17 protein-coding genes and 1 other RNA gene are annotated in these 23,767 nt (G+C 71.1%); 13 read left to right on the forward strand and 5 right to left on the reverse strand.

Translation table 11 applies throughout. From position 1 onward, the window contains the following. Positions 1-410: 410 nt before the first annotated feature. Both N7L95_RS20065 and N7L95_RS20070 read right to left on the reverse strand, forming a co-directional pair. Positions 411-1,169: a helix-turn-helix transcriptional regulator gene (locus N7L95_RS20065; RefSeq protein ID WP_301257017.1), complete on the reverse strand. Its 759-nt coding sequence runs from the start codon at positions 1,167-1,169 to the stop codon at positions 411-413. Between the two features lie 73 nt (positions 1,170-1,242). Beyond that, a complete protein-coding gene (locus N7L95_RS20070; RefSeq protein ID WP_301257018.1) occupies positions 1,243-1,638 on the reverse strand; it encodes a VOC family protein in 396 nt (131 codons plus the stop codon). Between the two features lie 533 nt (positions 1,639-2,171). On the opposite strand from N7L95_RS20070, the gene N7L95_RS20075 reads away from it, so the two are divergent. The 4 genes from N7L95_RS20075 (at position 2,172) to N7L95_RS20090 (ending at position 9,784) form a co-directional block, all read left to right on the forward strand. Then, entirely contained in the window at positions 2,172-4,121 is a 1,950-nt protein-coding gene (locus tag N7L95_RS20075; RefSeq protein WP_301257019.1) for a M61 family metallopeptidase, read from the forward strand. Positions 4,122-4,259: 138 nt separating this feature from the next. Beyond that, entirely contained in the window at positions 4,260-5,156 is an 897-nt protein-coding gene (gene imuA, locus N7L95_RS20080; protein WP_301257020.1) for a translesion DNA synthesis-associated protein ImuA, read from the forward strand. Then, complete coding sequence (locus tag N7L95_RS20085; RefSeq protein WP_301257021.1) at positions 5,107-6,492, forward strand: Y-family DNA polymerase; 1,386 nt, start codon at positions 5,107-5,109, stop codon at positions 6,490-6,492. Before imuA ends, N7L95_RS20085 begins: the two co-directional genes overlap by 50 nt. A 112-nt stretch (positions 6,493-6,604) precedes the next feature. Then, on the forward strand, positions 6,605-9,784 hold the full coding sequence (locus N7L95_RS20090) for an error-prone DNA polymerase (protein ID WP_301257022.1): 3,180 nt from the start codon (positions 6,605-6,607) through the stop codon (positions 9,782-9,784). Positions 9,785-9,812: 28 nt separating this feature from the next. On the opposite strand, the gene N7L95_RS20095 is transcribed toward N7L95_RS20090, so the two are convergent. Then, on the reverse strand, positions 9,813-10,256 hold the full coding sequence (locus N7L95_RS20095) for a VOC family protein (protein WP_301257023.1): 444 nt from the start codon (positions 10,254-10,256) through the stop codon (positions 9,813-9,815). A 134-nt stretch (positions 10,257-10,390) separates the two neighbouring features. Between N7L95_RS20095 and pyrC the strand changes: the two genes are divergently transcribed. The 5 genes from pyrC to N7L95_RS20120 all read left to right on the forward strand — a co-directional run bounded on the left by pyrC (position 10,391) and on the right by N7L95_RS20120 (position 16,549). Next, positions 10,391-11,422, forward strand: a complete 1,032-nt coding sequence (pyrC, locus tag N7L95_RS20100; RefSeq protein ID WP_301257024.1) for a dihydroorotase — start codon at positions 10,391-10,393, stop codon at positions 11,420-11,422. 94 nt (positions 11,423-11,516) lie between these two features. Then, the gene (locus tag N7L95_RS20105; RefSeq protein WP_301257025.1) at positions 11,517-12,284 is read left to right on the forward strand and encodes a DUF3025 domain-containing protein; all 768 of its coding nucleotides are present in this window, start codon (positions 11,517-11,519) and stop codon (positions 12,282-12,284) included. Positions 12,285-12,297: 13 nt separating this feature from the next. Then, positions 12,298-12,614, forward strand: an RNA gene (rnpB, locus tag N7L95_RS20110) — RNase P RNA component class A. A gap of 53 nt (positions 12,615-12,667) precedes the next feature. Next, on the forward strand, positions 12,668-13,903 hold the full coding sequence (locus tag N7L95_RS20115; RefSeq protein ID WP_301257026.1) for a multidrug effflux MFS transporter: 1,236 nt from the start codon (positions 12,668-12,670) through the stop codon (positions 13,901-13,903). A gap of 156 nt (positions 13,904-14,059) precedes the next feature. Next, the gene (locus N7L95_RS20120) at positions 14,060-16,549 is read left to right on the forward strand and encodes a sensor histidine kinase (RefSeq protein ID WP_301257027.1); all 2,490 of its coding nucleotides are present in this window, start codon (positions 14,060-14,062) and stop codon (positions 16,547-16,549) included. 126 nt (positions 16,550-16,675) lie between these two features. Here the strand turns inward: N7L95_RS20120 and N7L95_RS20125 are convergent, their stop codons facing one another. After that, positions 16,676-17,140: a DUF2269 family protein gene (locus tag N7L95_RS20125; protein WP_301257028.1), complete on the reverse strand. Its 465-nt coding sequence runs from the start codon at positions 17,138-17,140 to the stop codon at positions 16,676-16,678. Next, a complete protein-coding gene (locus N7L95_RS20130; protein WP_301257029.1) occupies positions 17,140-18,429 on the reverse strand; it encodes an SDR family oxidoreductase in 1,290 nt (429 codons plus the stop codon). Before N7L95_RS20130 ends, N7L95_RS20125 begins: the two co-directional genes overlap by 1 nt. 118 nt (positions 18,430-18,547) lie before the next feature. On the opposite strand from N7L95_RS20130, the gene N7L95_RS20135 reads away from it, so the two are divergent. From N7L95_RS20135 to N7L95_RS20150, 4 genes are all read left to right on the forward strand, one after another. Further along, entirely contained in the window at positions 18,548-19,078 is a 531-nt protein-coding gene (locus N7L95_RS20135) for a hypothetical protein (RefSeq protein WP_301257030.1), read from the forward strand. Positions 19,079-19,217: 139 nt separating this feature from the next. Next, positions 19,218-21,164 (forward strand): TOL_0244 family TonB-dependent receptor, encoded by a 1,947-nt coding sequence (locus tag N7L95_RS20140; RefSeq protein WP_301257031.1) that lies wholly within the window; start codon positions 19,218-19,220, stop codon positions 21,162-21,164. Then, positions 21,164-21,757, forward strand: a complete 594-nt coding sequence (locus N7L95_RS20145) for a TOL_0243 family YfiR-like periplasmic protein (protein WP_301257032.1) — start codon at positions 21,164-21,166, stop codon at positions 21,755-21,757. The genes N7L95_RS20140 and N7L95_RS20145 overlap by 1 nt, the downstream gene beginning before the upstream one ends. Before the next feature lie 17 nt (positions 21,758-21,774). After that, a complete protein-coding gene (locus N7L95_RS20150) occupies positions 21,775-23,670 on the forward strand; it encodes a sensor histidine kinase, YfiR-like protein-associated (protein WP_301257033.1) in 1,896 nt (631 codons plus the stop codon). Positions 23,671-23,767 lie beyond the last annotated feature (97 nt).

Below are 23,767 nucleotides of genomic sequence, written 5' to 3' on the forward strand. Positions count from 1 at the left end.
CTATCGAAGTTCCCTGCTGGCAGGCCCCTCCTGCGCTCAGGGTTGCCTGCTCGCGGGCATTCCCGTCATCGTCCGGATGAAGTGGGTAGTTGCAAACCGGTCCGGGGCGGCTGGCGCCTCATGAATGCGGGCTCAGCGCCGCCCGTTCCTGTCGACCGGTCCCCCGTGGCTGGTGCAAGGCCGGGCCGAACCGGGCCGTGCGATTCTCCGAGGGCCGTACTGTGTTGGGCCAGGCGCCCCGGCTGCCCGGGCTCGGCGGAGGCGCTCCGCGGCAACCCGTTCGCAGCGGGAAGTTCAGGGCGACTCGCTGCGCCAGCCGCAGCGGCCAGGCAGCTGCGATGCCACTGCTCGTTCACCGGCAGGCGCTGGCCCTCGCACGAGCCGGGCCGTCCGGCGCGGGTTGGGCCGTTTCACGGGCCGGCTCGGCGGTGGCCCCGGATCGCGGTCGGGGCGAATCCGAACCGCTGGCGGAACCGGATGGCGAATCGGGAGGCCGATTCGTACCCCACCGCCGAGGCGATGTGGGCCACCGGGTGGTCGGTCGATTGAAGCAGCGTCATCGCGCAGGACATGCGGACGTCGGCAAGCAGGTCTGCGAAGCCGGTTCCTTCCACCCCCAGCCTTCTTCGCAGCGTGGCCTCGCTCATCGCCAGTCGAGCGGCGACCGCCGGCATCGTCCACGCCGCAGAAGGCGATGCGGCGAACAGCCGGCGCAACTGTGACGCTGTGGTGGTGTGCGGGGTGGCGAACCGAACGCCGGCGACAGACAGCCACACCAGCAGTTCGGCCAGCCGGTGGCGTGCCACTTCCTCTGGAAAGCTGGAAACGTCGGTCACGCCGGCCACGGCATGGTCGACGGCAGCGACGAACCCGGTCCCGACCTGCTGGAGGACCCGGGCTCCCGACAGTGGCCGGCCGGCCGGGCCTGGCGGCTCGAAGCCTTCGATGATGGCGGTGTCCCAGACAAGCCAGCGGGCTTCGTAGAGGCCTGCAGCAGACAGCCGGTTCGACACGTCGAAGGATTGCCCTCCTGCGACGGCAATGGCGTCACCGCCGTGAAGGGTCCATCGCTGGCCCGCCGATTCGAGCGACTTCGTCCCGTGCAGCAAGACGATGAGCGCGGGGCTGTCGACCACCACCCGGCTGAACCGGAGGGTCGTACGCTGCACGACGTTCGCCGTCAGCCCGACGCCCGGGCGGACAGCAAGGCACCTCACTCCGCTGGCCATCGTCGAACGAGCGCTATGACGGCAGCCGATGGATGGCACAGAGCTTGTGGCCATCCGGGTCACGGACGTAGGCGAGGTAGTAGGCGCCGTGCGGGTCCTCGCGCACGCCCGGAGGGGCCTCTATGGAGGTGCCGCCGTGTGCCACTGCCGCATCGTGGAAGGCGTGCACCTGCCCAGGCGAGTCACACCTGAACGCGAGGGTGCTCCCGTTTGCGGCGGTCGCCGGCTCGTCATCGATCGGTTGGGTCACGCCCAGCGTGCTGCCGTTGTGGCGGTAGAAGAGCCGAACATGGCCCGACGCCGCCGTGTTCCGGACGGGCTCGCCAGCGCCGAGAACACCCAGGACAGCGTCGTAGAACCGCTTCGATCGTTCGAGGTCATTGCTTCCCACCATGACGTGATTGAGCATTCGGTCTCCTTGCTTGCGAAGCTGGCAGTCGGGGCAGTGTAGGCGCCGAAATGGAAGCGAAGCGGCCCGTTTTCCATCAAGTTTGGTGCTCGATCGCTCATCGTTTGGCGGTTCACCTTACCTTCCGGGTGGGCGTCCCGGCCTTCGGCAAGCCCTTGCCAGGCGGGCAAACGCGCCGGGCACGGCAGCTTGGGGGCAGGCCGACGCGCCGGTGCGGGCGCCGGCCTTTGGGCGGATGGAAGGCGCAAGGCGCCGGATGCGGTGAGGGCATGCGCCGCAGGCAGCGAGCAGCCGCTGCCACGGGGTCGGCGGGATCCGTGCCGAGCGCTGCGGCGCGAACAACGGGGCGGTTCAGACCCGCGGTGGACATCGGACGCAGGGCTCCTCCGGCTTGCCCTGGCGGCGGCCTCAGCCGGCTGGTTTCGCGCACTCGCCGGTGTCGACCTGCTATACACATTTGCAGACGTGAACGGTTCCACACAGTGGCGAAACATCTCTATCTTCTCGCTTCCTTCATTTCGAGCCTTTCCGCCATGAAGCTACTGTCTCTTGTCGTCGCAATGTGCGTGGCCGGCCTGTCGGCGTGGCCGGTGCTGGCTGCCGAAGGCGCGGCCCCCGCTGCCGCGGTCCCGGCCATCGGCGAGCCGCGCGATGTGCCTTACCCTGGACTGATCGAGTTGCAGGTGGATGCCAGTGACCTGCAGCACCGCGTGCTGCAGGTGCGCCAGACGCTGCCGGCCGCCGCGGGCGCGCTGACCCTGCTGTACCCGCGCTGGCTGCCGGGCAACCACGGGCCGGCCGGTGACGTGAATTACCTGGCCGGGCTGAAGATCACCGATGCCCAGGGGCGCACGGTGCCCTGGACGCGCGACCCGGTCGACTCGTTTGCCTTCCATCTCGTCGTGCCGGCCGGCGGCAGCCCGCTGACGCTGGAGTTCCAGCATTTGTCGCCGCTGAGCGAGCGCAGCGGCCGGGTGTCGGTCAGCCAGGCCATCCTCGGCGTGCAATGGCAGACGGTGGTGCTGTACCCGGCCGGCCACTACACCCGCCGCATCGAGGTGCAGCCCAGCCTGCGGCTGCCGGCCGGCTGGCAGCAGGCGGCGGCGCTGCGCGGCGGCGACGGCCAGCCGCCGCAGCCCGATGCACAGGGCTGGGTGCGCTACGGCAAGGTGAACCTGGAAACGCTGGTGGATTCGCCGGTGTTCGCCGGGCGCCACATGAAGCGGGTGACGCTGGACGGGCCCGGCCAGTCGCGGCCGGTGGTGCTCAACGTCGTTGCCGACGAGGCCGAGCAACTGCAGGCCACCGAGGCGCAATGGCAGGCCCACCGCAACCTGGTGGTGCAAAGCGACCGGCTGTTCGGCTCGCGCCACTTCGCGCACTACGATTTCCTGCTGGCGCTGAGCGACAGCTTCGGCCGCATCGGGCTGGAGCACCACCAGTCGAGCGAGAACGCGGTGAAGCCGGGCTACTTCAAGGACTGGGCGAAGAGCATCGAGTCGCGCGACTTGTTGCCGCACGAGTACGTGCATTCGTGGAACGGCAAGTTCCGGCGGCCCGCGGATCTCTGGACGCCCACCTACAACGTGCCGATGCGCAACTCCCTGCTGTGGGTCTACGAAGGCCAGACGCAGTACTGGGGCCGCATGCTCACCGTGCGCAGCGGCCTGGCCACCCCGGAGCAGGGCCGCGACGCACTGGCCCAGGTGGCCGCCACCTACGACCACCGCACCGGCCGCCTCTGGCGCAACCTGCAGGACACCAACGACGACAACATCTTCACCGCCCGCCGCCCCAAGGACTGGCCGGACTGGCAGCGCATGCGCGACTACTACGACGAAGCCACCCTGATCTGGCTCGACGTGGACACCCTGATCCGTGAACGGTCGCAGGGCAAGCGCTCGCTGGACGACTTCGCGCGCCGCTTCTTCGGCGTGGAGGATGGCCGCGTCGAGCCGCTGACCTACACCTTCGAGGACGTGGTGCGCACGCTCAACGAGGTGCAGCCGCACGACTGGGCCGCCTTCCTGCGTGAACGGCTCGACAGCCATGAGCCGCGCGCTCCGCTGGACGGCCTGGTTCGAGCCGGCTGGAAGCTGGTCTATGACGACAAGCCGAGCGAGTTCTTCAAGGCGGCCGAGGCGCAGCGCAAGAGCACTCACCTGCTGTACTCGGTCGGCCTGCTGATCAACGAGGACGGCAGCCTGGCCGAGGTCGCCTGGGACAGCCCGGCCTTCCGGGCCGGGCTGGCGCCGGGCATGAAGCTGTTGGGCGTCAACCTGCGCGCCTACAAGCCCGAAGTGCTGCAGCAGGCGATCACGGCCGCGCGTGCCGAGGGGGCACCGCCGATCGAGCTGCTGCTGCAGGAGGGCGACCGCTTCCGCATCGCCAAGCTCGACTACCGCGGCGGCCTGCGCTACCCGAAGCTGGAGCGCATTGCCGGCACGCCGGACCGGCTCAGCGCCATCCAGGCGCCGCGCTGAGGCCCGGCTGGCTGCCTGGGCGGGGCGCCGGCAGCAAATGGGCGGGACCTGCCAAAGGGTTGCTCGCGCAGCCCGGTTGCGGGCCGTATACTGTTCATATATACAGTATCTTCCCGCCACCTCTTTCTGCCCACCCCGATGCATGCGCCTGGCACGCGGCAGGACCTGCCGCCTTCCTCACCGGCCCGCCCGGTCTCGCCGCCCGACATGGCGGCGCCGGGCGGCCGGCTGTCGGTCGACGAGTTGCAGGGCCGGCTGGGGGCCGCCATGTGGCGGGCCGACCAGCTGGCCAACAGCAGCGAGCCGGTGCTGCCCAGCGGCCATGCGGCGCTCGACGCCGAGTTGCCGGGCGGTGGCTGGCCCTGCCGTTCGCTGATCGACATCCTGCAGCCCGCCGGCGCCGCCTGCGAATGGCGGCTGCTGGGCCCCTGCCTGCCGCGCCTGTGCGACGGCGGCCGCAGCCTGGTGCTGGTTGGCGCACCGGCCCTGGCGCCCGGTGCGCCGGCGCTGCAGCCGCAGTTGCCGGGCCTGTTGTCGAGCGGCCTGGAACTGCGGCAGTTGTTGTGGCTGCCTCGGCTGGCCGGCGCGCAGGCGCTGTGGGCAATAGAGCAGGCGCTGCACTGCCGCGACAGTGGCGCGGTGCTGGGCTGGTTGCCGCAGGCACGGCCGGAGGCGCTGCGCCGCTTGCACGCCCATGCACAGGCGGCTGGCGTGCCCTTGTTCATGTTCCGCCCGGAGGCGGCCCGCCATGCGGCGTCGGCGGCGCCGCTGCGGTTGCTGCTGGCGCCCGCGGAGCTCGGCGGGCTGCAGGTGACGCTGCTCAAGCGGCGTGGGCCGCCGCGGCAACAGCCGCTTGCGCTCACCGCCCAGCCACCCGGCGTGGCGCCGCTGGTCGCCGTGAAGTGGCGCGCGGTGATGCTGGCGCGCCAGGCACCGGCTGCGGTGCCCGATCTTGCCGAGCTGCCCGGATCTCAGGAGCCTGCCGATGCTGTACTGGCTGGCACTGGCCTGCCCCGCGTCGCCGTCCCCGCCTGAGGCTGGTGGCGCCTGGAGCCCGCCGGGCGCCCGCGATGCTGCGCAGCAGCAAGCCATTGGCTGGTGGGCGCTGCAGTTCACGCCGCGGGTGTGCCTGCTCGACGAAGCGGTGCTGCTGGAGGTGCAGGCCAGCCTGCGGCTGTTCGGTGGCGCGCGGGCGCTGCGGGAGCGCATCACCCGCGAGGCCGCCGAGCTGGGGTGCACCGCCGTCGCCCGTGGCCCGACGGCGCTGGCGGCACTCGCCTTCGTTCGTGCGGCAAGGGGCGGCGGCGCCGCAGCGTCGGCCGTAGCGGCACACGCGCCGCGCCGCTGGGGTGCGCGGCTGGACGCCTTGCCGCTGACAGCCCTGAGCGCCGCCGCGGCACAGGAACCCTTGCTGGCCCGGCTGGGCTGCCGCCGCCTCGGCGACCTGCGTGCATTGCCGCGACCGGGGCTGGCGCGGCGCTGCGGCGCCGGCTTGCTGGAGGCGCTCGACCAGGCCTATGGCGAGCGGCCGGAAAGCCACCCGTGGCTGGCCCTGCCGGAGGTGTTCGACGCCCGGCTGGAGCTGCCCGGCCGGGTCGAGGAGGCCAGCGCGCTGATGTTCGGTGCACGCCGCCTGCTGCTGCAGCTGTGCGGCTGGCTGGCCGCCCGGCAGGCGGGCGTGCGGCAGTTCGTGCTGCGCTGGCGCCACGACTTTCACCGCCCGGGGGTGGACGATGCCGGCGAGCTGCCGCTGCGCACCGCGGAACTGACGCGGGACCCCGATCACCTCTGCCGCCTGCTGGGCGAGTGGCTGGGACGGGTGGCCCTGGCCGGGCCGGTCGGCGAGCTGGGCCTGCGCGCCGACCGGGTGGAGCCACTGGTCTGCGGCAACCAGGCGCTGCCCTTGCAGGCCGGCCCGGGGGCTCCCCGCGACGGCGAGTCGCTGGCGCAGTTGATGGAGCGGCTGTCGGCGCGGCTCGGGGCCGGCGAGGTGCTGCGCCCGCAGCTGCGCTCGGACCACCGGCCAGAGGCCATGCAGCGCTGGGTGCCGGCCACCGAGTGGCAGGCCCTGCCGGCTGCGGCCGCGCCCACACTGCCGCAGCCGGCCTGGCTGCTTGCCGCGCCGCTGCCACTGGCGGTGCGGCACGAGCGGCCCCAGCATGCCGGCCTGCCGCTGCAGCTGCTGGCCGGGCCGCACCGCATCGAGGTCGGCTGGTGGGACACCGACGGCCTGCCGTCGGTGGCACGCGACTACTTCATTGCCTTCAGCCCGCGCTCGGGGCTGCTGTGGATCTACCGGGAGCTGGTGTCCGGCACGCCGATGGACAGTCGCAGCGGCAGCGGCTGGTACCTGCACGGGGTGTTCGGCTGATGCGCTGGCCCGGCTTCCAGTCAGGGCGGCACCGCTGGCGGCGGCTGGTCGGGCGAGCGCCTGGCGCCCGGCGCCGGGCAGGGCTTGCCCGATGCACGAGCAGGGGGGCGCCATGAACGCTGCGACCCTGCTGCCGTCCTATGCGGAGCTGCATTGCCTGAGCAACTTCAGTTTCCAGCGCGGTGCCTCGCATCCCGCCGAGCTGGTGGAGCGGGCCGCTGCGCTGGGCTACAGCGCGCTGGCCTTGACCGACGAATGTTCGCTGGCCGGTGTGGTGCGCGCCTGGCAGGGCTTGAAGGACCTGCAGCAGCAGGCCGCCGAGCAGGGCGGCGAGCCACCTGCGCTGCGGCTGCTGATCGGCAGCGAATTCCTGGTGCAGGCCGAGACGCCGCTGCGGCTGGTGGTGCTGGCGTGCCGGCGGGACGGCTATGGCAACCTCAGCGAGTTCATCACCGGCTTGCGGCGTGCCAGCCCCAAGGGCCAGTACCGGCTGGAGCTCGGGCAGGTGTCGGCCGAGGCGCTGGCCGACTGCGTGGTGCTGCTGGTGCCTGACCGCAGTGCCGGGCTGGAGACCGTGCTGGCCCAGGCTTCGTGGCTGCAGCGGCACTTCGCCGGCCGCGGCTGGCTGGCGGTGGAGCTGCTGCAACAAGCCGACGACGTGGCCTGGCTGCACAAGCTGCGCGAGGCCAGCCGCCTGAGCGGGGCGCCGCTGGTGGCGGCCGGCGACGTGCACATGCACCTGCGCTCGCGCAAGCCGCTGCAGGACGTGCTCACCGCCATCCGCCTGGGGCGGCCGGTGGCCGAGTGCGGCACGGCGCTGCAGCCCAATGCCGAGCAGCACCTGCGATCGCGCTTGCGGCTGGCGCAGGTCTATCCGCCGGAGCTGCTGCAGGCCACGCTGGAGGTGGCCGCACGTTGCAGCTTCAGCCTGCAGGAGCTGCGCTACGAATATCCCGAGGAAGTGGTGCCGGCAGGCGAGACCCCGGCCTCCTACCTGCGCCAGGTGACCGAGCAGGGCGCGCTGGAGCGCTTCCCGAACGGTGTGCCGGAGAAGGTGAGGGCGCTGATTGAGAAGGAGCTGGCCCTCATTGCCGAGAAGGGCTACGAGAAGTACTTCCTGACCGTCTACGACATCGTCAGGCACGCGCGCTCGCTGAACATCGTGTGCCAGGGCCGCGGCTCGGCGGCCAACTCGGCGGTCTGCTTCTGCCTGCGCATCACCGAGATCGACCCGGCCCGTGCCGACCTGCTGTTCGAGCGCTTCATCAGCAGGGAGCGCGACGAGCCGCCCGACATCGATGTGGACTTCGAGCACCAGCGGCGCGAGGAAGTGATCCAGTACCTCTATGCCAAGTACGGCCGCGAGCGCACGGCGCTGACCGCCACCGTCATCAGCTACCGCTCGCGCAGCGCGATTCGGGATGTTGGCAAGGCACTCGGCTTCGACGAGGCAGCCATCGACCTGCTGGCCAAGGACCACCACTGGTGGGACAGCCTGGCGGTGATGTCCGAGCGCCTGGCCGGCCACGGGCTGGACGTGCAGGACCGCCGGGTCCTGCAGTGGATCGAGCTGACGCAGCAGCTGCGCGGCTTCCCTCGCCACCTGAGCCAGCACACCGGCGGCTTCGTGATCGCACGCGGCAAGCTCAGCCGCATCGTGCCGATCGAGAACGCCGCGATGAAAGACCGCTCGGTGATCGAGTGGGACAAGGACGACCTGGACGCGCTCGGCCTGATGAAGGTGGACGTTCTGGCGCTGGGCATGCTGAGCGTGCTGCGCCGGGCGATGGAGTTCATCGCGCAGCGGCGCGGCCATCCGTTCCGGCTGGAGGACATCCCCGACCGCGACGAGCCGACCTACGACATGATCTGCCGCGCCGACACCATCGGCGTCTTCCAGATCGAGAGCCGGGCCCAGCAGAGCATGCTGCCGCGGCTGCGGCCACGCACCTTCTACGACCTGGTGGTGGAGGTGGCGATCGTGCGGCCCGGCCCCATCCAGGGCGGCATGGTGCACCCGTATCTCAAGCGCCGCGAGAAGGACGAGGCGCGCCGCCGGGCCGGCGAACCGCGGCCGAAGCTGGAGACACCGCAGCTCGAAGAAGCGCTGGGCCGCACGCTGGGGGTGCCGATCTTCCAGGAGCAGGTGATGCAGCTGTGCATCCTTTGCGCGGGCTTCACGCCGGGTGAGGCCGACCGGCTGCGTCGCGCGATGGCGGCCTGGAAGCGCCATGGCGACGTGCTGCCCTTTCGCGACAAGATCCTCAAGGGCATGACCGAGCGCGGCTACCGGGCCGAGTTCGCCGAGCAGCTGTTCGAGCAGATCAAGGGCTTCGGCGAATATGGCTTCCCCGAGAGCCATGCGGCTTCCTTCGCGCTGCTGGCCTACGACAGCAGCTGGATCAAGTGCCATGAGCCGGCCGCCTTCCTGGCCGCGCTGCTCGACTCACAGCCGATGGGCTTCTACTCACCCAGCCAGCTGGTGCAGGACGCACGCCGCCATGGGGTGGACGTGCGCCCGCCCGACGTGCAGTACAGCGGAGCTGGCAGCAGCTTCGAAGACCTGCAGGTGGGCGCGCCGGTGCAGCCGGCGGTGCGCCTGGGGCTGGAGCGCATCGCCGGGTTGTCGGGCCCGGCCATCGCCCGCATCCTTCAAGCGCGGGCCGTGCGGCCCTTCGAGAGCGTGCAGGACCTGGCCCGCCGCGCCGGGCTGGAGCCGCACGACCTCAAGCGGCTGGCTGGCGCGGACGCCTTGCGCAGCCTGGCCGGGCACCGCCGCCAGCAGGTCTGGGAGGCGGCGGCCTGGCAGGCTGCGCCGGGCCTCCTGCAGGACGCGCCGGTGCAGGAGGCGCCGCTGAGCCTCTTCGAGGCGCCGGAAGGCGAGGAGATCGTGTTCGACTACGCGGCGCTGAAGCTGAGCCTGCGCCGCCATCCGCTGGCCTTGCTGCGGCCGCGGCTGGCGGCGCGTGGCCTGTCGACGGCCGAGGCCCTGCAGGCAGGGCCGGACGGGCGCGCCGCCGGCGCCTGCGGCATCGTGACGATGCGGCAGCAACCGGGCACGGCCAACGGCACCATCTTCGTTTCGCTGGAAGACGAGACCGGCTCGGTCAACGTCATCGTCTGGCCCAAGGTGCGGGAGCAGTATCGCGAGGCCTTGCTGCATGCACGGCTGCTGGCGGTGCGCGGTGTGTGGCAGCACCGCCAGGGCGTGGCCCACCTGATCGCCCGCCGGCTGGAAGACCTGACGCCGCTGCTGGGCCGCCTGGGCACCGACAGCCGCGACTTCCACTGAAGGGCCGCTGGCGCGGCCGGCCGCGGGCTCACCGGGGGGTGGTCTCGACCCAGGGGTCGTAGCTGCCGATGCTCCAGAGCCGGCCTTCGATGTCGCGGCAGGTGAAGCCACGGCCGCCGTACTCCTCGTCCTTGATCTCCACCACGATCTGTGCGCCGGCAGCCTTGACCCGCGCGAAGACCGCATCGGGATCGGCCACCACCAGGTAAGGGCTCTGGGTCTCGACGCCGCCGACCTGATCGGGCAGGTTGACCAGGTCGCCGTACTCCGACTCGTTGTCGGCCGAGGCCAGCATGATCATGCCGTTGCCGAAGACCAGTTGTGCATGCAGCACGCCGCCGTTGTCATTGGGCACCACCAGCCGCCGCTCGAAGCCGAACGCCTCGCAGAGCCAGTCGATCGCGGCCGGCGCATTGCGATAGCGCAGGCAGGGGATGATGGTGGCACGGGTGTTCTTCGCGATCTCGTTCATATGCAGTTTCCCAAGGTTGATGCGCTTCGCTGCCGCGACAGCGAAGGACCGAGCATAGAAGTTCAGTCCGCGGCGCGGCAGCCGATGTGTTGCAGAGTGATGGCCCGCCCCGGCGGAGTGGGACAATGCCGGTCATGACCTCCACGCTGACCCTCACCCGTCCCGACGACTGGCACCTGCATGTGCGCGACGGCGCCGCCATGCTGGCGGTCGTGCCGGACACGGCGCGCCAGTTCGGTCGCGCCATCATCATGCCCAATCTGCGGCCGCCGGTCACCACCGCGGCGCAGGCGGTGGCCTACCGCGACCGCATCCGCGCGGCGGTGCCGGCCGGCCTGTCCTTCGAGCCACTGATGACGCTGTACCTGACCGACAGGCTGCCGCCCGACGAGATCACGCGCGCGCGCGATGCCGGCGTGGTGGCTGTCAAGCTCTATCCGGCCGGGGCCACGACCAACAGCGATGCCGGCGTGACCGACCTGCGCAAGACCTATCCCACGCTGGAGGCCATGCAGCGCCTGGGCCTGCCGCTGCTGGTGCATGGCGAGGTGACCGACAGCGAGATCGACATCTTCGATCGCGAGAAGGCCTTCATCGACACCAAGCTGATTCCGCTGCGGCGCGACTTTCCCGAGCTGAAGATCGTCTTCGAGCACATCACCACGCGCGACGCGGCGCAGTACGTGAACGAGGCCGACGCACGACTGGGCGCCACCATCACCGCCCACCACCTGCTCTACAACCGCAACGCCATCTTCACCGGGGGGGTGCGCCCGCACTACTACTGCCTGCCGGTGCTCAAGCGCGAGGAACACCGCCTGGCGCTGGTGCAGGCGGCCACCTCCGGCAGCGCGAAGTTCTTCCTGGGCACCGACAGCGCGCCGCACCCGGCCCACCTGAAAGAGCATGCCAGCGGCTGCGCCGGCTGCTACACCGCACATGCGGCGCTGGAGCTGTATGCCGAAGCCTTCGAGGCAGCCGGCGCACTCGACCGGCTGGAAGGCTTCGCCAGCTTCCATGGTGCGGATTTCTACGGCCTGCCCCGCAACACCGGGCAGGTGACGCTGCGCAAGGAAAGCTGGACCCCGCCGGAAACCATGCCGTTCGGCGATGCCCAGCTCAAGCCGCTGCGTGGTGGCGAAGCGCTGGCCTGGCGCCTGGCCTGAGGCCCGGCATGGCGGCGGCATGAGGCCGGCTGCGCGCTCGTGGGCCGTCCGCCAGGGCGTCAGCGCCAGCCCGCCCTGGCGCTGACGCAGCAGCATGCCCGCCGCGCCCTTCGACCGCATTGACTGGTCGCCCCCCTGGCTCGCCCGCTGTCGTGCGCACGGCCTGCGGCTGGTGGAGCGGCTGCAGGCCGGTGCGAGCGTCGCACAAGCCTTGGACGACGAGATCGACGCCAACGGGCGGCCTCGACTGCAGGCCGGCCCGCTGCGCTTCGTGCCCCAGGCGGCGCTGCCGCCCGGCGTGGCTTACGAGACCCATATCGCCGCCACGGCCTGCGTGCCGACGCGCGACAACCTGCACGACTTCTTCAACGGCCTGGTGTGGTGTACCGAGCCGCAGCTCAAGCGCCGGCTGCACGAGCTGCAGGCCGAGCAGCTGGCCCGCGCGGGTGGTGGCGGTGCCACCCGCGGCGCGGTGCGCGACGGGCTGACGGTGTTCGACGAGAACGGCGCGCTGATGAGCGGCCCGCCCGAGCTGCTCGACGCGCTCAGGCGCCGGCAATGGCAGCGCCTCTTCATCGACCTGCGGCCGGCCTGGCGAGAGGTGCAGCTGCGGCTGATCGGCCATGCGCTGCTGGAGAAGCTGCTGCAGCCGCGCAAGCCCATCACCGCCCATGTGCATGTGGTGGCCGACATCGGGCGCGCCTGGGTCGGCATGGAAGCCGAGCTGTTCGCCGCCAAGCCCTTCCTGCCACTGCCGGTGCTGGGCGTGCCGGGCTGGTGGGCCGGCAACCAGGCCGCCGGCTTCTATGACGATGCGCAGGTCTTTCGCCCGGCCCGCGAGCAGCTTTCCTCGCCAGGCTAGATAATTGCCATGTGAAGCAAGCCAGACCGCCGCTGGTGCGAGACCCGAAAGGGTGCACTGGAGGAAGGTCCGGACTGCGCAGGGCAGCGTAGCAGGTAACACCTGTCCGCCGTGAGGCGAGGATCAGAGCAACAGAGACGAGCCGGTTGAGTCCGGGTGAAACGGGCAATCTCTACGCGCAGCAACACCAAATAGGCACACGTCGATCCGGCCCGGGGAGTGTGCGGGTAGGTGGCATCGAGCCGTTCCCGCGAGGGGCGGCCCAGAGGAATGGCGGTCACGCCGGGGCGACCCGGTGCACAGAATCCGGCCTATCGGCTTGCTTCACTCTTATTGCGCTGTGCCGGGCACCACCGTGCACGACAATAACAAGGCGAGACGGCATGAACCCCGACGCACACAAGATCTGGCTGGCCCCCCGCTGGGCGCTCGCGGTGCTGCTGGCCGCGCTGGGCATGCTGGGGCCGTTCTCGATCGACACCTACCTGCCGGCCTTCGCCGGCATCGCGCAATCGCTCGACGCGACGCCGGTGCAGATGCAGCAGACGCTGTCGGCCTACCTGTTCGGCTTCGCCTTCATGAACCTCTTCCACGGCGCGCTGGCCGACAGCTTTGGCCGGCGCCCGGTGGTGCTGACCGGTGTGGCGGTGTTCACGCTGGCGTCGGCGGGCTGCGCACTGGCCGGCAGCATCGGTGCGCTGGTGTTCTTCCGCGCCCTGCAGGGGTTGTCGGCGGGGGCCGGCATCGTGGTCTCGCGGGCGGTGATCCGCGACATGTTCCCGCCGGCCGAAGCGCAGCGGGTGATGGCGCAGGTGACGATCTACTTCGGCATCGCGCCGGCCGTCGCGCCCATCATTGGCGGCTTCCTGTTCGTGCATGCCGACTGGCACAGCATCTTCTGGTTCCTGACCGGCGTGGGCGTGCTGCTGTGGCTGGCGAACTTCCGCGTGCTGCCCGAGACACTGCACAGCACGCACCGCCAGCCCTTCAACGCGCGCAACCTGCTGCGCGGCTACTGGCAGCTGGGTGCCAATCCGCGCTTCCTGCTGCTGGCGCTGGCCAGCGGGGTGCCGTTCAACGGCCTGTTCCTTTATGTGCTGTCGGCCCCGGCCTTCCTGGGCGAGCACTTGCGGCTGGCGCCGACCAGCTTCTTCTGGTTCTTCGTGCTCAACATCGGCGGCATCATGGCCGGCGCCTGGCTGAGCGGGCGGCTGGCCGGCAAGATCGAGCCGCGCCGGCAGATCCGCCACGGCTTCGTCATCATGGCGGCGATGTCGGTCGTCAACGTGGCAGCCAACCTGGCGTTCCCGGCACACGTGTCCTGGGCGCTGCTGCCCATCGCGGTGTTCAGCTTTGGCTGGGCCCTGATGGTGCCGGTGGTGACGCTGATGGTGCTGGACCTCTTCCCCGAGCGGCGCGGCCTGGCTTCTTCGCTGCAAGCGGTGATCGGCTCGCTGGCCAATGGTGTGGTGGCCGGCGTGGTGGCGCCGCTGGTGATGCATTCCACCGTGGCGCTCGCGCTCGGTTCGATGCTGATGATGACGGTCGGCCTGGTGGCCTGGCTGGTGCTGAACCGCCGCTGGCCGGCGGCCGTTGCCGCGGTGGCTGCCAGCCACTGAACGTGAAAATGTTGGAGCCGGGCGGCTCGCCGGCCTGGCCGAGATGCCCTGCAGCCCGCAAAATGGACCAGGTTCGAAGCCGGGCATAGACCGGCCGTGTGAAGTGGGCCAAGATGGAGTGGTCGGTGGCCTGCCGAGACTTGCCTTGCGCTTGCCATGAGCCCATCCCTCTCCAGTGTGGCCCCTGCCTCGCCTGTGGCGCCTGCCGACGCACGCCCGGCACGCTGGCGCGCCTACGCGCGTGCGGCCAGTGCTGCCTCGGCGGCGCTGTGCATGGCGGTGTTGATCGGCTGGTGCATCGACGGCGGCTGGCTGGCGGGCCGCCGCGCCGGGCTCTGGAGCATGAAGCCGGCCGGTGCCATCGGCTTCGGCCTGTTGTCGATCGCGCTGTTCCTGCAGGCCGCCGGCACGGTCCCGCTGCGCGCTGCGGCATGGCTGGCCGGCATCGCGGCACTGCCCGGGCTGGGCAGCCTGCTGCACTACGCGGTGGCGCCGGTGGAGACCGGGAGCTGGCTGGGGCTGCTGCGCTTCACCGACATGACCCTGCTGAGCGCCACCTGCCTGCTGCTGCTGGCCGCCAGCGTGGCCAGCCCTGGCCCTGCAGCGGTGCAGCGCCACCCGGTCTGGCGGCAGGGCGGGGTGTCGGCGGCACTGCTGGCGGTGCTGGTGGGCTACATCGCCTCCATCGGTCTCCTGTACGACGCCGAGTGGCAGGGCCGGCTGGGCTCGGCCTTCGGCAGCTTGCCGCTGCCCTCGGCCACCGTCATCCTGATGCTGGGCACGGCAGCAGTCGCCCTGCATTCCCCGCTGGAAGGGCTCTGGCAGGGATGGGCCCGCGGCGGTGCGGCGGGTCGCTTCCTGAGGGCCATGCTTCCGCTCGTGCTGCTGTACCCGGCCGCCACCGGTTGGTTCCGGCTGATGGGCCAGCGCGCCGGCTGGTACGACGGCGAGGCCGGCCTGGTCTGGACAGTGCTCGCCTCGACCCTGCTGTTCCTCGGCGTGGCGCTGCTCAGCGCGCGCTGGATCGCCGGCCTGGAAGCGGCCCTCAAGGCCAGCCACGCCACCCTGGAGCAACGGGTGTTCGAGCGCACCGCCCAGCTGGCCGAGGCGATGGAGCGGGTGCGCGAGAGCGAGGAGCGCTTTCGCTTCATGGCCGAGGCAGCGCCAGCGCTGATCTGGGTGTCCGATGCCGAAGGGGGCTGCAACTACGTCAACCGCAGCTGGCTCAAGTTCACCGGGCGGCGGCTGGAGCAGGAGCTCGGTGCCGGCTGGCAGGACAGCGTGCACCCCGGCGACCGTGAACGGGTGTCGCGGACCTTCCGGCAGGCGCTGCAGGCCCGGCGGGCCTACAAGCTGGAATACCGGCTGCGGCGCAGCGACGGCCAGTATCGGTGGATCGTGGCCACCGGCATGCCGCGCTTCGAGGGGGCGGGCCGCTTCGCCGGCTATGTGGGCACCGGCGCCGACATCCACGATGCCAAGTCGACCGCGCTGGCCCTGCAGGCCAGCCGCCAGCAGCTGGCGTCCATCGTCGATTCGGCCACGGCCGCCATCATCTCGCTGGACGCCAGCCACCGCATCGTGCTGTTCAACGCGGCCGCGGAGCGCATGTTCCAGGTGCCCGCGGAGCGCATGCTCAGCCGCACGCTCGACATGCTGCTGCCCGAGCGGTTGCGTGCCGCGCCGGAGGCCGCCATCGAGCTGTTCGAGCAGGCCGGGCGAGCCGCGCGCGAGGCCGGGGCGCCGGCCGAGCTGGTGGGCCAGCGTGCCAACGGCGAGGAGTTTCCGCTCGAGGCGTCGGTGTCGCGGGTGGAGGCGGACGGCGTCCGGTTGCTCACCGTGGTGCTGCGCGACATGAGCGAAGTGCACGCACTCGAAGCCGAGCGCCGGGCGCGCGCTGCGGCCGAGGAAGCAAGCCGGGCCAAGTCGCTCTTCCTCTCCCACCTGAGCCACGAGCTGCGCACGCCGCTCAACGCGGTGATCGGCTTCTCCCAGCTCTTGCTCGCCACCGCGCCACAGAACGACCCCAAGTCCAACCAGCACAAGTACGCCGGCTACATCCTGCAGGCCGGCCACCACCTGCTGGCCATGATCAACGACCTGCTCGACCTCAGCCGCATCGAGGCCGGCCAGACGCAGTTGCAGATGCGGGCGGTGAACCTCGGCGCCTCGCTGCAGCACAGCCTGCAGCTGGTGGCGCCGCAGGCGCAGACGGCCGGCATCACCCTGCAGGTGGACGCGCCCTCGCCGGAGGCGGCGCCGCTGGTCATCGCCGACGAGGGGCGGCTGCGCCAGGTGCTGGTCAACCTGCTGAGCAACGCCATCAAGTACAACCGGCCGCAGGGCCGCGTGGAGGTGGGCGTGAGCCAGTACGACGGCGAGGACCTGGCGATCGAGGTGCGCGACACCGGTTTCGGCATGAGCCCCGAGCAGCTCGACGACCTGTTCAAGCCCTTCAGCCGGCTGGGCCGCGAGCACAGTGACATCGAAGGCACCGGCATCGGCCTGTCGCTGTCGAAGAAGCTGATCGAGATGATGGGCGGGCGCATCGAGGTGAGCAGCGTGCCGGAGCAGGGCAGCACCTTCACCGCAGTGCTGCGCGCTGCCCCCGGCCATGGCGGCCACACCCCGCCGGTGAGCCACTGAAGCGGCGAGCGCCCGTAGGGGGGCGGCGCCGAGGCGGCGCGTCCTGGCTGGTCCCAGCGCCGCCGCGAAACAGCGGGGCGGTCGGCGCCCGGCGCGCCGGGGCGCAGGCTGGCGGTCACGACCGGCTCAGGCCGGCTTGGCCACCATGAGCCAGAAGATCCCCAGGAAGGCGAACAGCGCGGGAAAACCGAGCACCACCCACACCTTGAGCAGGCGGTAGTAGCGCGCCGGCAGGTGCTCACCGCGCATCGCGGCGCCAGCCGCGATGCGGCGCATCGCGATCTGCAGCCCCACCACCGGCAGCCAGCAGGCGATCGCCACCACGTAGAGCGCCAGCGACCAGCGGATCCAGCCGGTGCTGAACGGCAGGCCGGCCAGGTGCATCATGTAGAAGCCGGTGAGCGGCTGTACCACCACCGTGGTGGCGGTGAAGAGCCAGTCGGCCCGCACCACCAGTGCACTGACCACGGCCACCGCCCGGGTGTCGCGGCCCAGGCTGGCGAAGAGCAGGTAGAAGGCCGAGCCGACGCCGGTGCCGAACAGGAAGGTCGACGACAGGATGTGCAGCCATTTGGTGACCAGGTACTCCATCAGCCCGCCTCCTCGTCCTCGAGTTCGTACAGCAGCCACAACACGCCCAGCAGCGGCAGGTTCTTCAGGATCGGCCCGTAGGGATGCAGCCAGAATTCCGGCAGCCGCAACGTGATGATCGCGGTGTAGAACAGCATCAGTGCCGCCTGGACCAGCCACAGCCGGCGGCGGCGCTTCATCAGCAGCGTCGCCACGCCCAGGGCCAGGTCGAGCAGGGCTGCGCCGTACAGCAGGGTGGGCGCCAGGGCGGCCGGCACGCCGGAGCGGGCCAGCAAGGCCAGGCTGTCCTGCACCGGGTAGAGGCCCAGCGAGACGATGCCGGTGACGATCCAAACCAGTGCCACGCTGAGGCGCAACAGGGGCAGCAGCCAGGTCAGGCGGGCGGTCTGCCGCAGCACGGGCCGCTCGGCCGGCTCGATGAAGTCCTCGGGGCCGCGGGGGGCGCGGCCGAGCAGGCGCTGGGTCGGCAGCGGGTCGGCGGTGTTGCCGCGCTGCAGCATCGACCAGCTGTCGCGGTCCAGCAGGCTGTTCGGCAACCGGCTTCCGAGGCGGGCCGCCAGCCCGACCAGCGCCTGTGGCACCGGCAGGAAGCGGGCACGGCCCAGGCGCAGCCCCTGGCGCAGCGCCGCCAGGTAGTCGCGCAGCGAGACCGGGCGCGGGCCCACCAGCGGCACGCGGCCGCGCACCTCGTCCTGCTCCAGCAGGGCGACAACGGCCTGCACCACATCGTCCACATGCACCGGCTGCACCTGCTGCCGGCCGCCGCCGGGCAGGGCGATGAGCGGCAGGCTGGCCAGGGTGGTGAAGAGGCGGGCGCTGCCGCCACCGGGTCCGTAGATCAGCGAGGGCTGCACCACCGCCACCGACGCCAGCGGCAGGCTGCAGAGGTAATCGTCGGCCGCCTTCTTGCTGAGGTGGTAGCCGGTGCGGGCCTGCTCGTCGGCACCCAGGGCCGAGACCTGCAACACGCGGGAGACGCCGGCTGCCGCGCAGGCGGCAAACAGCGCGCATGGGCCGCGCACATGGATGTTGGCGAAGCTCTGGCCGTCCTGCTCGCGCAGGATGCCGGCCGCATTGACCACCGCGTCCACCCCGGCGAGCCGGGGCATCCAGTCGGCCACCTCCAGGTCGCGCTCGAAATCCGCCTGGACATAGCGCATCGGCAGGCCGGGCTCGGGCGCCGAGGGCGGCTGCCGCATCGCGCAGATGACATGGTGCCCGGCCTTCAGCAAGGCAAGGCCAAGGCGGCGGCCCAGGAAGCCGCTCGCGCCGGTCAGCAGAACAATCATCCGGTGTTCCGATGTGAGGCAGGATGTGGTACGGCGCTTGCCGTGCATCGGCTCAAGCAAACGTCGTTCCCCTCGGGGCGATGGCGTGTCGAATACCGAGTCCGCAGGAGGAAGGCCAATGAAGTCCTGGCGCCATGTCACCGCCCGGGCCGCTGTCAGCGGCAGCCTCGCCAGCCTGACGTCCACGCTGGTGCTGCTGCTGCTGGGCGAGCGGGAAAACGGCCGCCCGCTCGGGCCGGTCAATGCACCGAGCCACTGGGTGTGGGGTGAGCGCGCGCTGCGCCAGGACGGCGCCAGCGCGCGCTACACCGCCACCGGGTTCGCCATTCACCACCTGGCCTCGCTGCTGTGGGGCGGCCTGCACGAGCGCTACTCCCCCTGCCGCCAGCGGCGCGATGCGCCAGCCCGGCTGGTGCTGCGCGATGCGGCCGTGGTCACCACACTGGCTGCCGCCGTCGACCTCAAGCTGGTGGCGCCCCGGCTCGCCCCCGGCTTCGAGCGGCGGCTGTCGCCGCCAGCGGTGTTCTGCGTCTATGGCGCCTTTGCACTGGGCCTGGTGGCAGGCCACTACCTGCTGGAGCGGCAGGCGGCCGGACGATGCAAATTGGTGTCAAGTGGAAACAAAACCGGCAATACCGTCAGCGTTTGATGCAGACCGCGGGTAAGTTGGAGCCTGAGAAGGCTGCCAGGGGTCTGGACCCCGCAGTTTTCTCCGGGGCGCTCTAGACTCGCGGCTTTGCATGGTTGAGGGCGAGCAGGCGCCCGTATGCGAGATGCCGGGAAACGCGATGCTGCCACCGTCCGATTTGCTGCCCGACGCCCTGGGCCGTCGCCCGAGTCGGCGTCTGCCCGCGTGGCTGTGGGTCGGGCTGGCCCTGTGGTCGGCCGGCGCGGCGGTGGCGAGGGGCGTCGACTTGGCCGAGCTGTCGCTCGAGCAGTTGAGCGAGGTGGTCGTCACCTCGGTGTCGCGACGCGAGGAGCCGCTGGCCGATGTGGCGGCCTCGGTATTCGTCATCAGTGCCGACGACATCCGCCGCTCCGGCGCCACCAGCCTGCCCGAGGCCTTGCGCCTGGCACCGGCCCTCAATGTGGCGCGGGCCGACATGAGCCAGTACGCCATCAGCGCCCGTGGCTTCAACAACCTGCTGGCCAACCGCATGCTGGTGTTGATCGACGGCCGCACCATCTACACGCCGCTGTTTTCGGGCGTGTTCTGGGACGCCCAGGACCTGATGCTGGAGGACATCGACCGCATCGAGGTGATCACCGGCCCGAGCACGGCGATGTGGGGGTCCAACGCCGTCAACGGCTTGATCCACATCCTCACCCGCAGGCCGCAGGAGACGCAGGGCAGCCTGGTCGCCGCGCATGCCGGCAACCGCGAGCGGGGCCTGGCCGTGCGGCATGGCGGCCGCGGCAGCGGGGACGGCGCCTGGCGGCTCTACGCCAAGAGCTCCGACCGCTCCAGCACCCGCCGCACCGACGGCCGTTCCTCCGGCGACGGCGCCCACCGCGTGCAGGCGGGTGTGCGCGCCGGCTGGCATGGCGAGGGCCGGCAGCTCACGCTGCAGGGCGAGGTGTACCGCGGCACGCTGGACCAGCAGCCCGGCCTGCGCCACGTCTCCGGCGCTCACCTGCTGGGCCGCTGGCGTGAAAACCTGGACCGCGACACGTCGTTGATGGCGCGGCTCTACCTGGAACGGAACCGGCGCGAGCAGCCGGTGGCCTACCAGGACGAAACCGACACCTTCGACGAGACGCTCGACAACGCCGATGCCGTGCTGCAGTACACGTTCAGCCCGGCGCGGGCCCACCATGCGACGGTGGGCTTCGGGCACCGCCATACGCGCGACGACGTTCGCAACCCGCGCGCCTTTGCCTTCCTGCCGGCCCAGCGCACGATGAACTGGAGCCGGCTGTTCGCCGAAGACCAGATCGCGCTGGGGCCGGCCACCGAGCTGACGCTGGGCGCCAGCCTCGAGCGCAACCCCTATACCGGCACCGAGTTCCTGCCCAGCGCCCGGCTGGCCTGGCGGGACAGCGAGCAGGCCTTGTGGTGGGCCGGCATCTCGCGGGCAGTACGGGCGCCGTCACGCATCGACCGCGACTACCGGGTGCCGGCCGAGCCGCCCTACCGGTATGCCGGCGGGCCGGACTTCGAGGCGGAGGTGTCGGACGTCTATGAAATCGGCCGGCGCGCCCAGCCCACGGCGGCCTGGTCCTACTCGGTCACTGCCTTCCACCATGAGCATCGGCGCCTGCGCAGCATCAGCCCGCAAGCGGGCGGCGCCGTCATGGACAACAACATCGAGGGCCGCACGCGCGGCCTGGAGGCCTGGGGCAGCTGGCAGGCCGCACGCCACTGGAAGCTGAGTGCCGGCGGCGTGCTGCTGCGCCAGCACCTGCGCGTGCGGCCCGGACGGCTGGATGCCGGTGGCCTGGCGGCGCTGGGCAACGACCCGCGCCACTGGTGGTCGCTGCGTTCCTCGCTGGAAGTGCGCCGTGCCCTCAGCTGGGACCTGGCGTTGCGACACACCGGCGCGCTGCCACAGCCGCGCCTCGAGGCCTATACCGCGCTCGACTCGCACCTGGCCTGGCGGCCCCGCCGCGAGCTGGAGCTGAGCCTGTCGCTGCGCAACCTGCTGGACCGCGGCCATGCCGAATGGCGCCAGATGCGCCGGCCCGCGGCCGAGCTCGGACGCACGGCGTCGTTGCAACTGCGGTGGCAGCTGTGATGGCACCTCTGTCGCGCCTGTCCCTGCGGGCCGTTGCCGTTCGCTCGCGCCGCGGCCTCATGCTGCTGCTCGCAGCGCTGGTGATGAGCACCGGCCCCGCGCGGCAGGGCCGTGCGGCCGATGTGCCGCTGGCGGCCAGCGTGAAGGCGGCCTACCTGTACAAGTTCCTCAGCTACGTGGAATGGCCACCGGCGGCCTTCGGCACGTCCGACCAGGCGATCGTGATCGGTGTCTGCGGCTCCGACGAGGTACTGACCGAGTTGCGTGACCTCATCACCGGCCGCATGGCGCAGGGCCGGCCCTTGCAGGCCCGCCGCATCGCCGAGGGCGACAGCCTCGACGGCGTGCACCTGCTGTTCCTGGGCCGCCTGCCTGGCCCCACCCAGGAGCCGTGGCTGGCACGCTGGCGCGAGCGGCCGGTGCTGGTGGTCAGTGACGCACCCCAGGCACTGGGCGCGGTGGGCACCATCAACTTCCTGCTGGTCGGCGGGCGGGTGCGCTTCGAGGTCTCGCTGCCGGCGGCCGAGCGTTCCGGCCTGAAGTTGAGTTCGCGCATGCTCGGCGTGGCCGAGCGGGTGGTCGGGGTGCGCTGATGGCGGGGCAGGCTTCCTTGCGGCAGAAAATGCTGCTGGTGGTGATGGCCACCACCTTCGCGGCCTTGTTGCTCAGTGCGACGGCCTTGCTGATCTACGAGCTGCGCAGCTTCCGCGCCGCCTGGATCGAGGATCTCTCGACCCAGGCCGACCTCATCTCGCGCTCCAGCGCCGCCGCGCTGGCCTTCGACGACATGCGCGCGGCCAGCGAGAACCTGTCGCTGTTGCGGCACCGGCCGCAGATCACCGCGGCGGCCGTTTATGCCCCGGACGGCGACCTGTTCGCCACCTATGCCTCGGTGGACGACATCCCGCCCAGCTTCCCGGCCGCGCCGGGCCCGGAGGGCCACCGCATCAACGGCGACGAGATGGAGATCTTCCAGCGCATCGAGCAGAACGGCGAGCTGCTGGGCACCGTCTACCTGCGCGCCCGCTACGACGTCACCACCCGGCTGTTCGACTACCTGGCCATCCTGGCCGCCGTCACCGTCGCCAGCCTGCTGGCCGCGGCGCTGATCTTCAACCGGCTGCAGCATGCGGTCACCATGCCCATCCTCGCGGTGGCCCAGGTCGCCCGCGAGGTGATGGAGCGGCGCAACTACTCGCTGCGGGTGCCCAAGCAGAGCGAGGACGAGGTCGGCATCCTGGTGGATGCCTTCAACAACATGCTGATCGAGGTGGGCCGCCGCACCGAGGCGCTGGAGCGCATCAACCGCGACCTGTCCATCGAGATGGAGGAACGCCAGAAAGCCGAAGAGGCGCTGCGCGCCGCCGACCGCCGCAAGGACGAATTCCTCGCCACGCTGGCGCACGAGCTGCGCAACCCGCTGGCGCCGCTGAGCAACGGCATCGAGATCCTGAAGCTGCCGCGGGCCGATGCAGAGGCGCGCACCCGGGTGCTGGGCATCATGGAGCGCCAGCTGCGGCAGATGGTGCGGCTGATCGACGACCTGCTGGAGGTCTCGCGCATCACCACCGGCAAGCTGGCCCTCAAGCGCGAGCCGCTCGACGTGCTGGGCGTGCTGCGCAGCGCACTCGAGATTGCCGAGCCGGCGCTGCGCGCGCGCGGGCACCGGCTCGAAGCCCACCTGCCCGAGGCGCCGGCCTGGGTCGACGGCGACGCCACCCGGCTGGCGCAGGTGTTCTCGAACCTGCTGAACAACGCGGTCAAGTACACCGACCCAGGCGGCCATATCGAGGTCGGCGCGGAGCTTGGCGAGGCGGGCGTCACGGTGCGGGTGCGCGACAACGGCATCGGCATTGCGCCCGAGATGCAGGCGGCGATCTTCGAGATGTTCATGCAGGTGGACAAGTCGCTCGAGCGTGGCCGGGCCGGCCTCGGGGTGGGCCTCACGCTGGCGCGCCAGCTGGTGGAGTTGCACGGCGGCACGCTGGAGGTGCACAGCGCGGGCGTCGGGCAGGGCTCGGAGTTCGTCGTGCGCTTGCCGCTCAGTGCAGCGGCGCCCGCCGCGGTGCTGCCCGAGGAGCTGCCGCCGGCGGCCGCCCTGCTGCCGTTGCGCATCCTGCTGGCCGACGACAACGTCGACTTCGTCAGCAGCCTGGCCAGCATGCTGGAGCCGATGGGCCATCAGGTGCGGGTCGCGCATGACGGCCGCGCCGCACTGGAGGCGGCGCTTGCCGAGCCGCCTGACATCGGCTTCTTCGACATCGGCATGCCGGGCCTCAACGGCTATGCCCTGGCCGAGCGCCTGCGGCGCGAGCCGCGCACGGCCCGCATGGTGATGGTGGCCGTCACCGGCTGGGGCCAGGACAGCGACCGCGAGCAGGCGCGCCGCGCCGGCTTCGACCACCACCTGGTCAAGCCGATCGAGCTGAACCAGGTGCTGCCGGTGCTGCAGGCGGCCGCCGCCCGGCTGGTGCCACCGTCCCGGGTGCTGCCGCAGGCCCAGTAGCCGGCTCTCCGATCAGGCGCTGCTGGCGCACGCTTCTTGCCAAGGCAGGGACATGAGGCCCCGCTTTCCTGTCCCTGCTTTCACGAGCCGGTGCAAC

It is taken from the genome of Eleftheria terrae, from assembly GCF_030419005.1.
GTDB lineage: Bacteria > Pseudomonadota > Gammaproteobacteria > Burkholderiales > Burkholderiaceae_C > Caldimonas > Caldimonas terrae.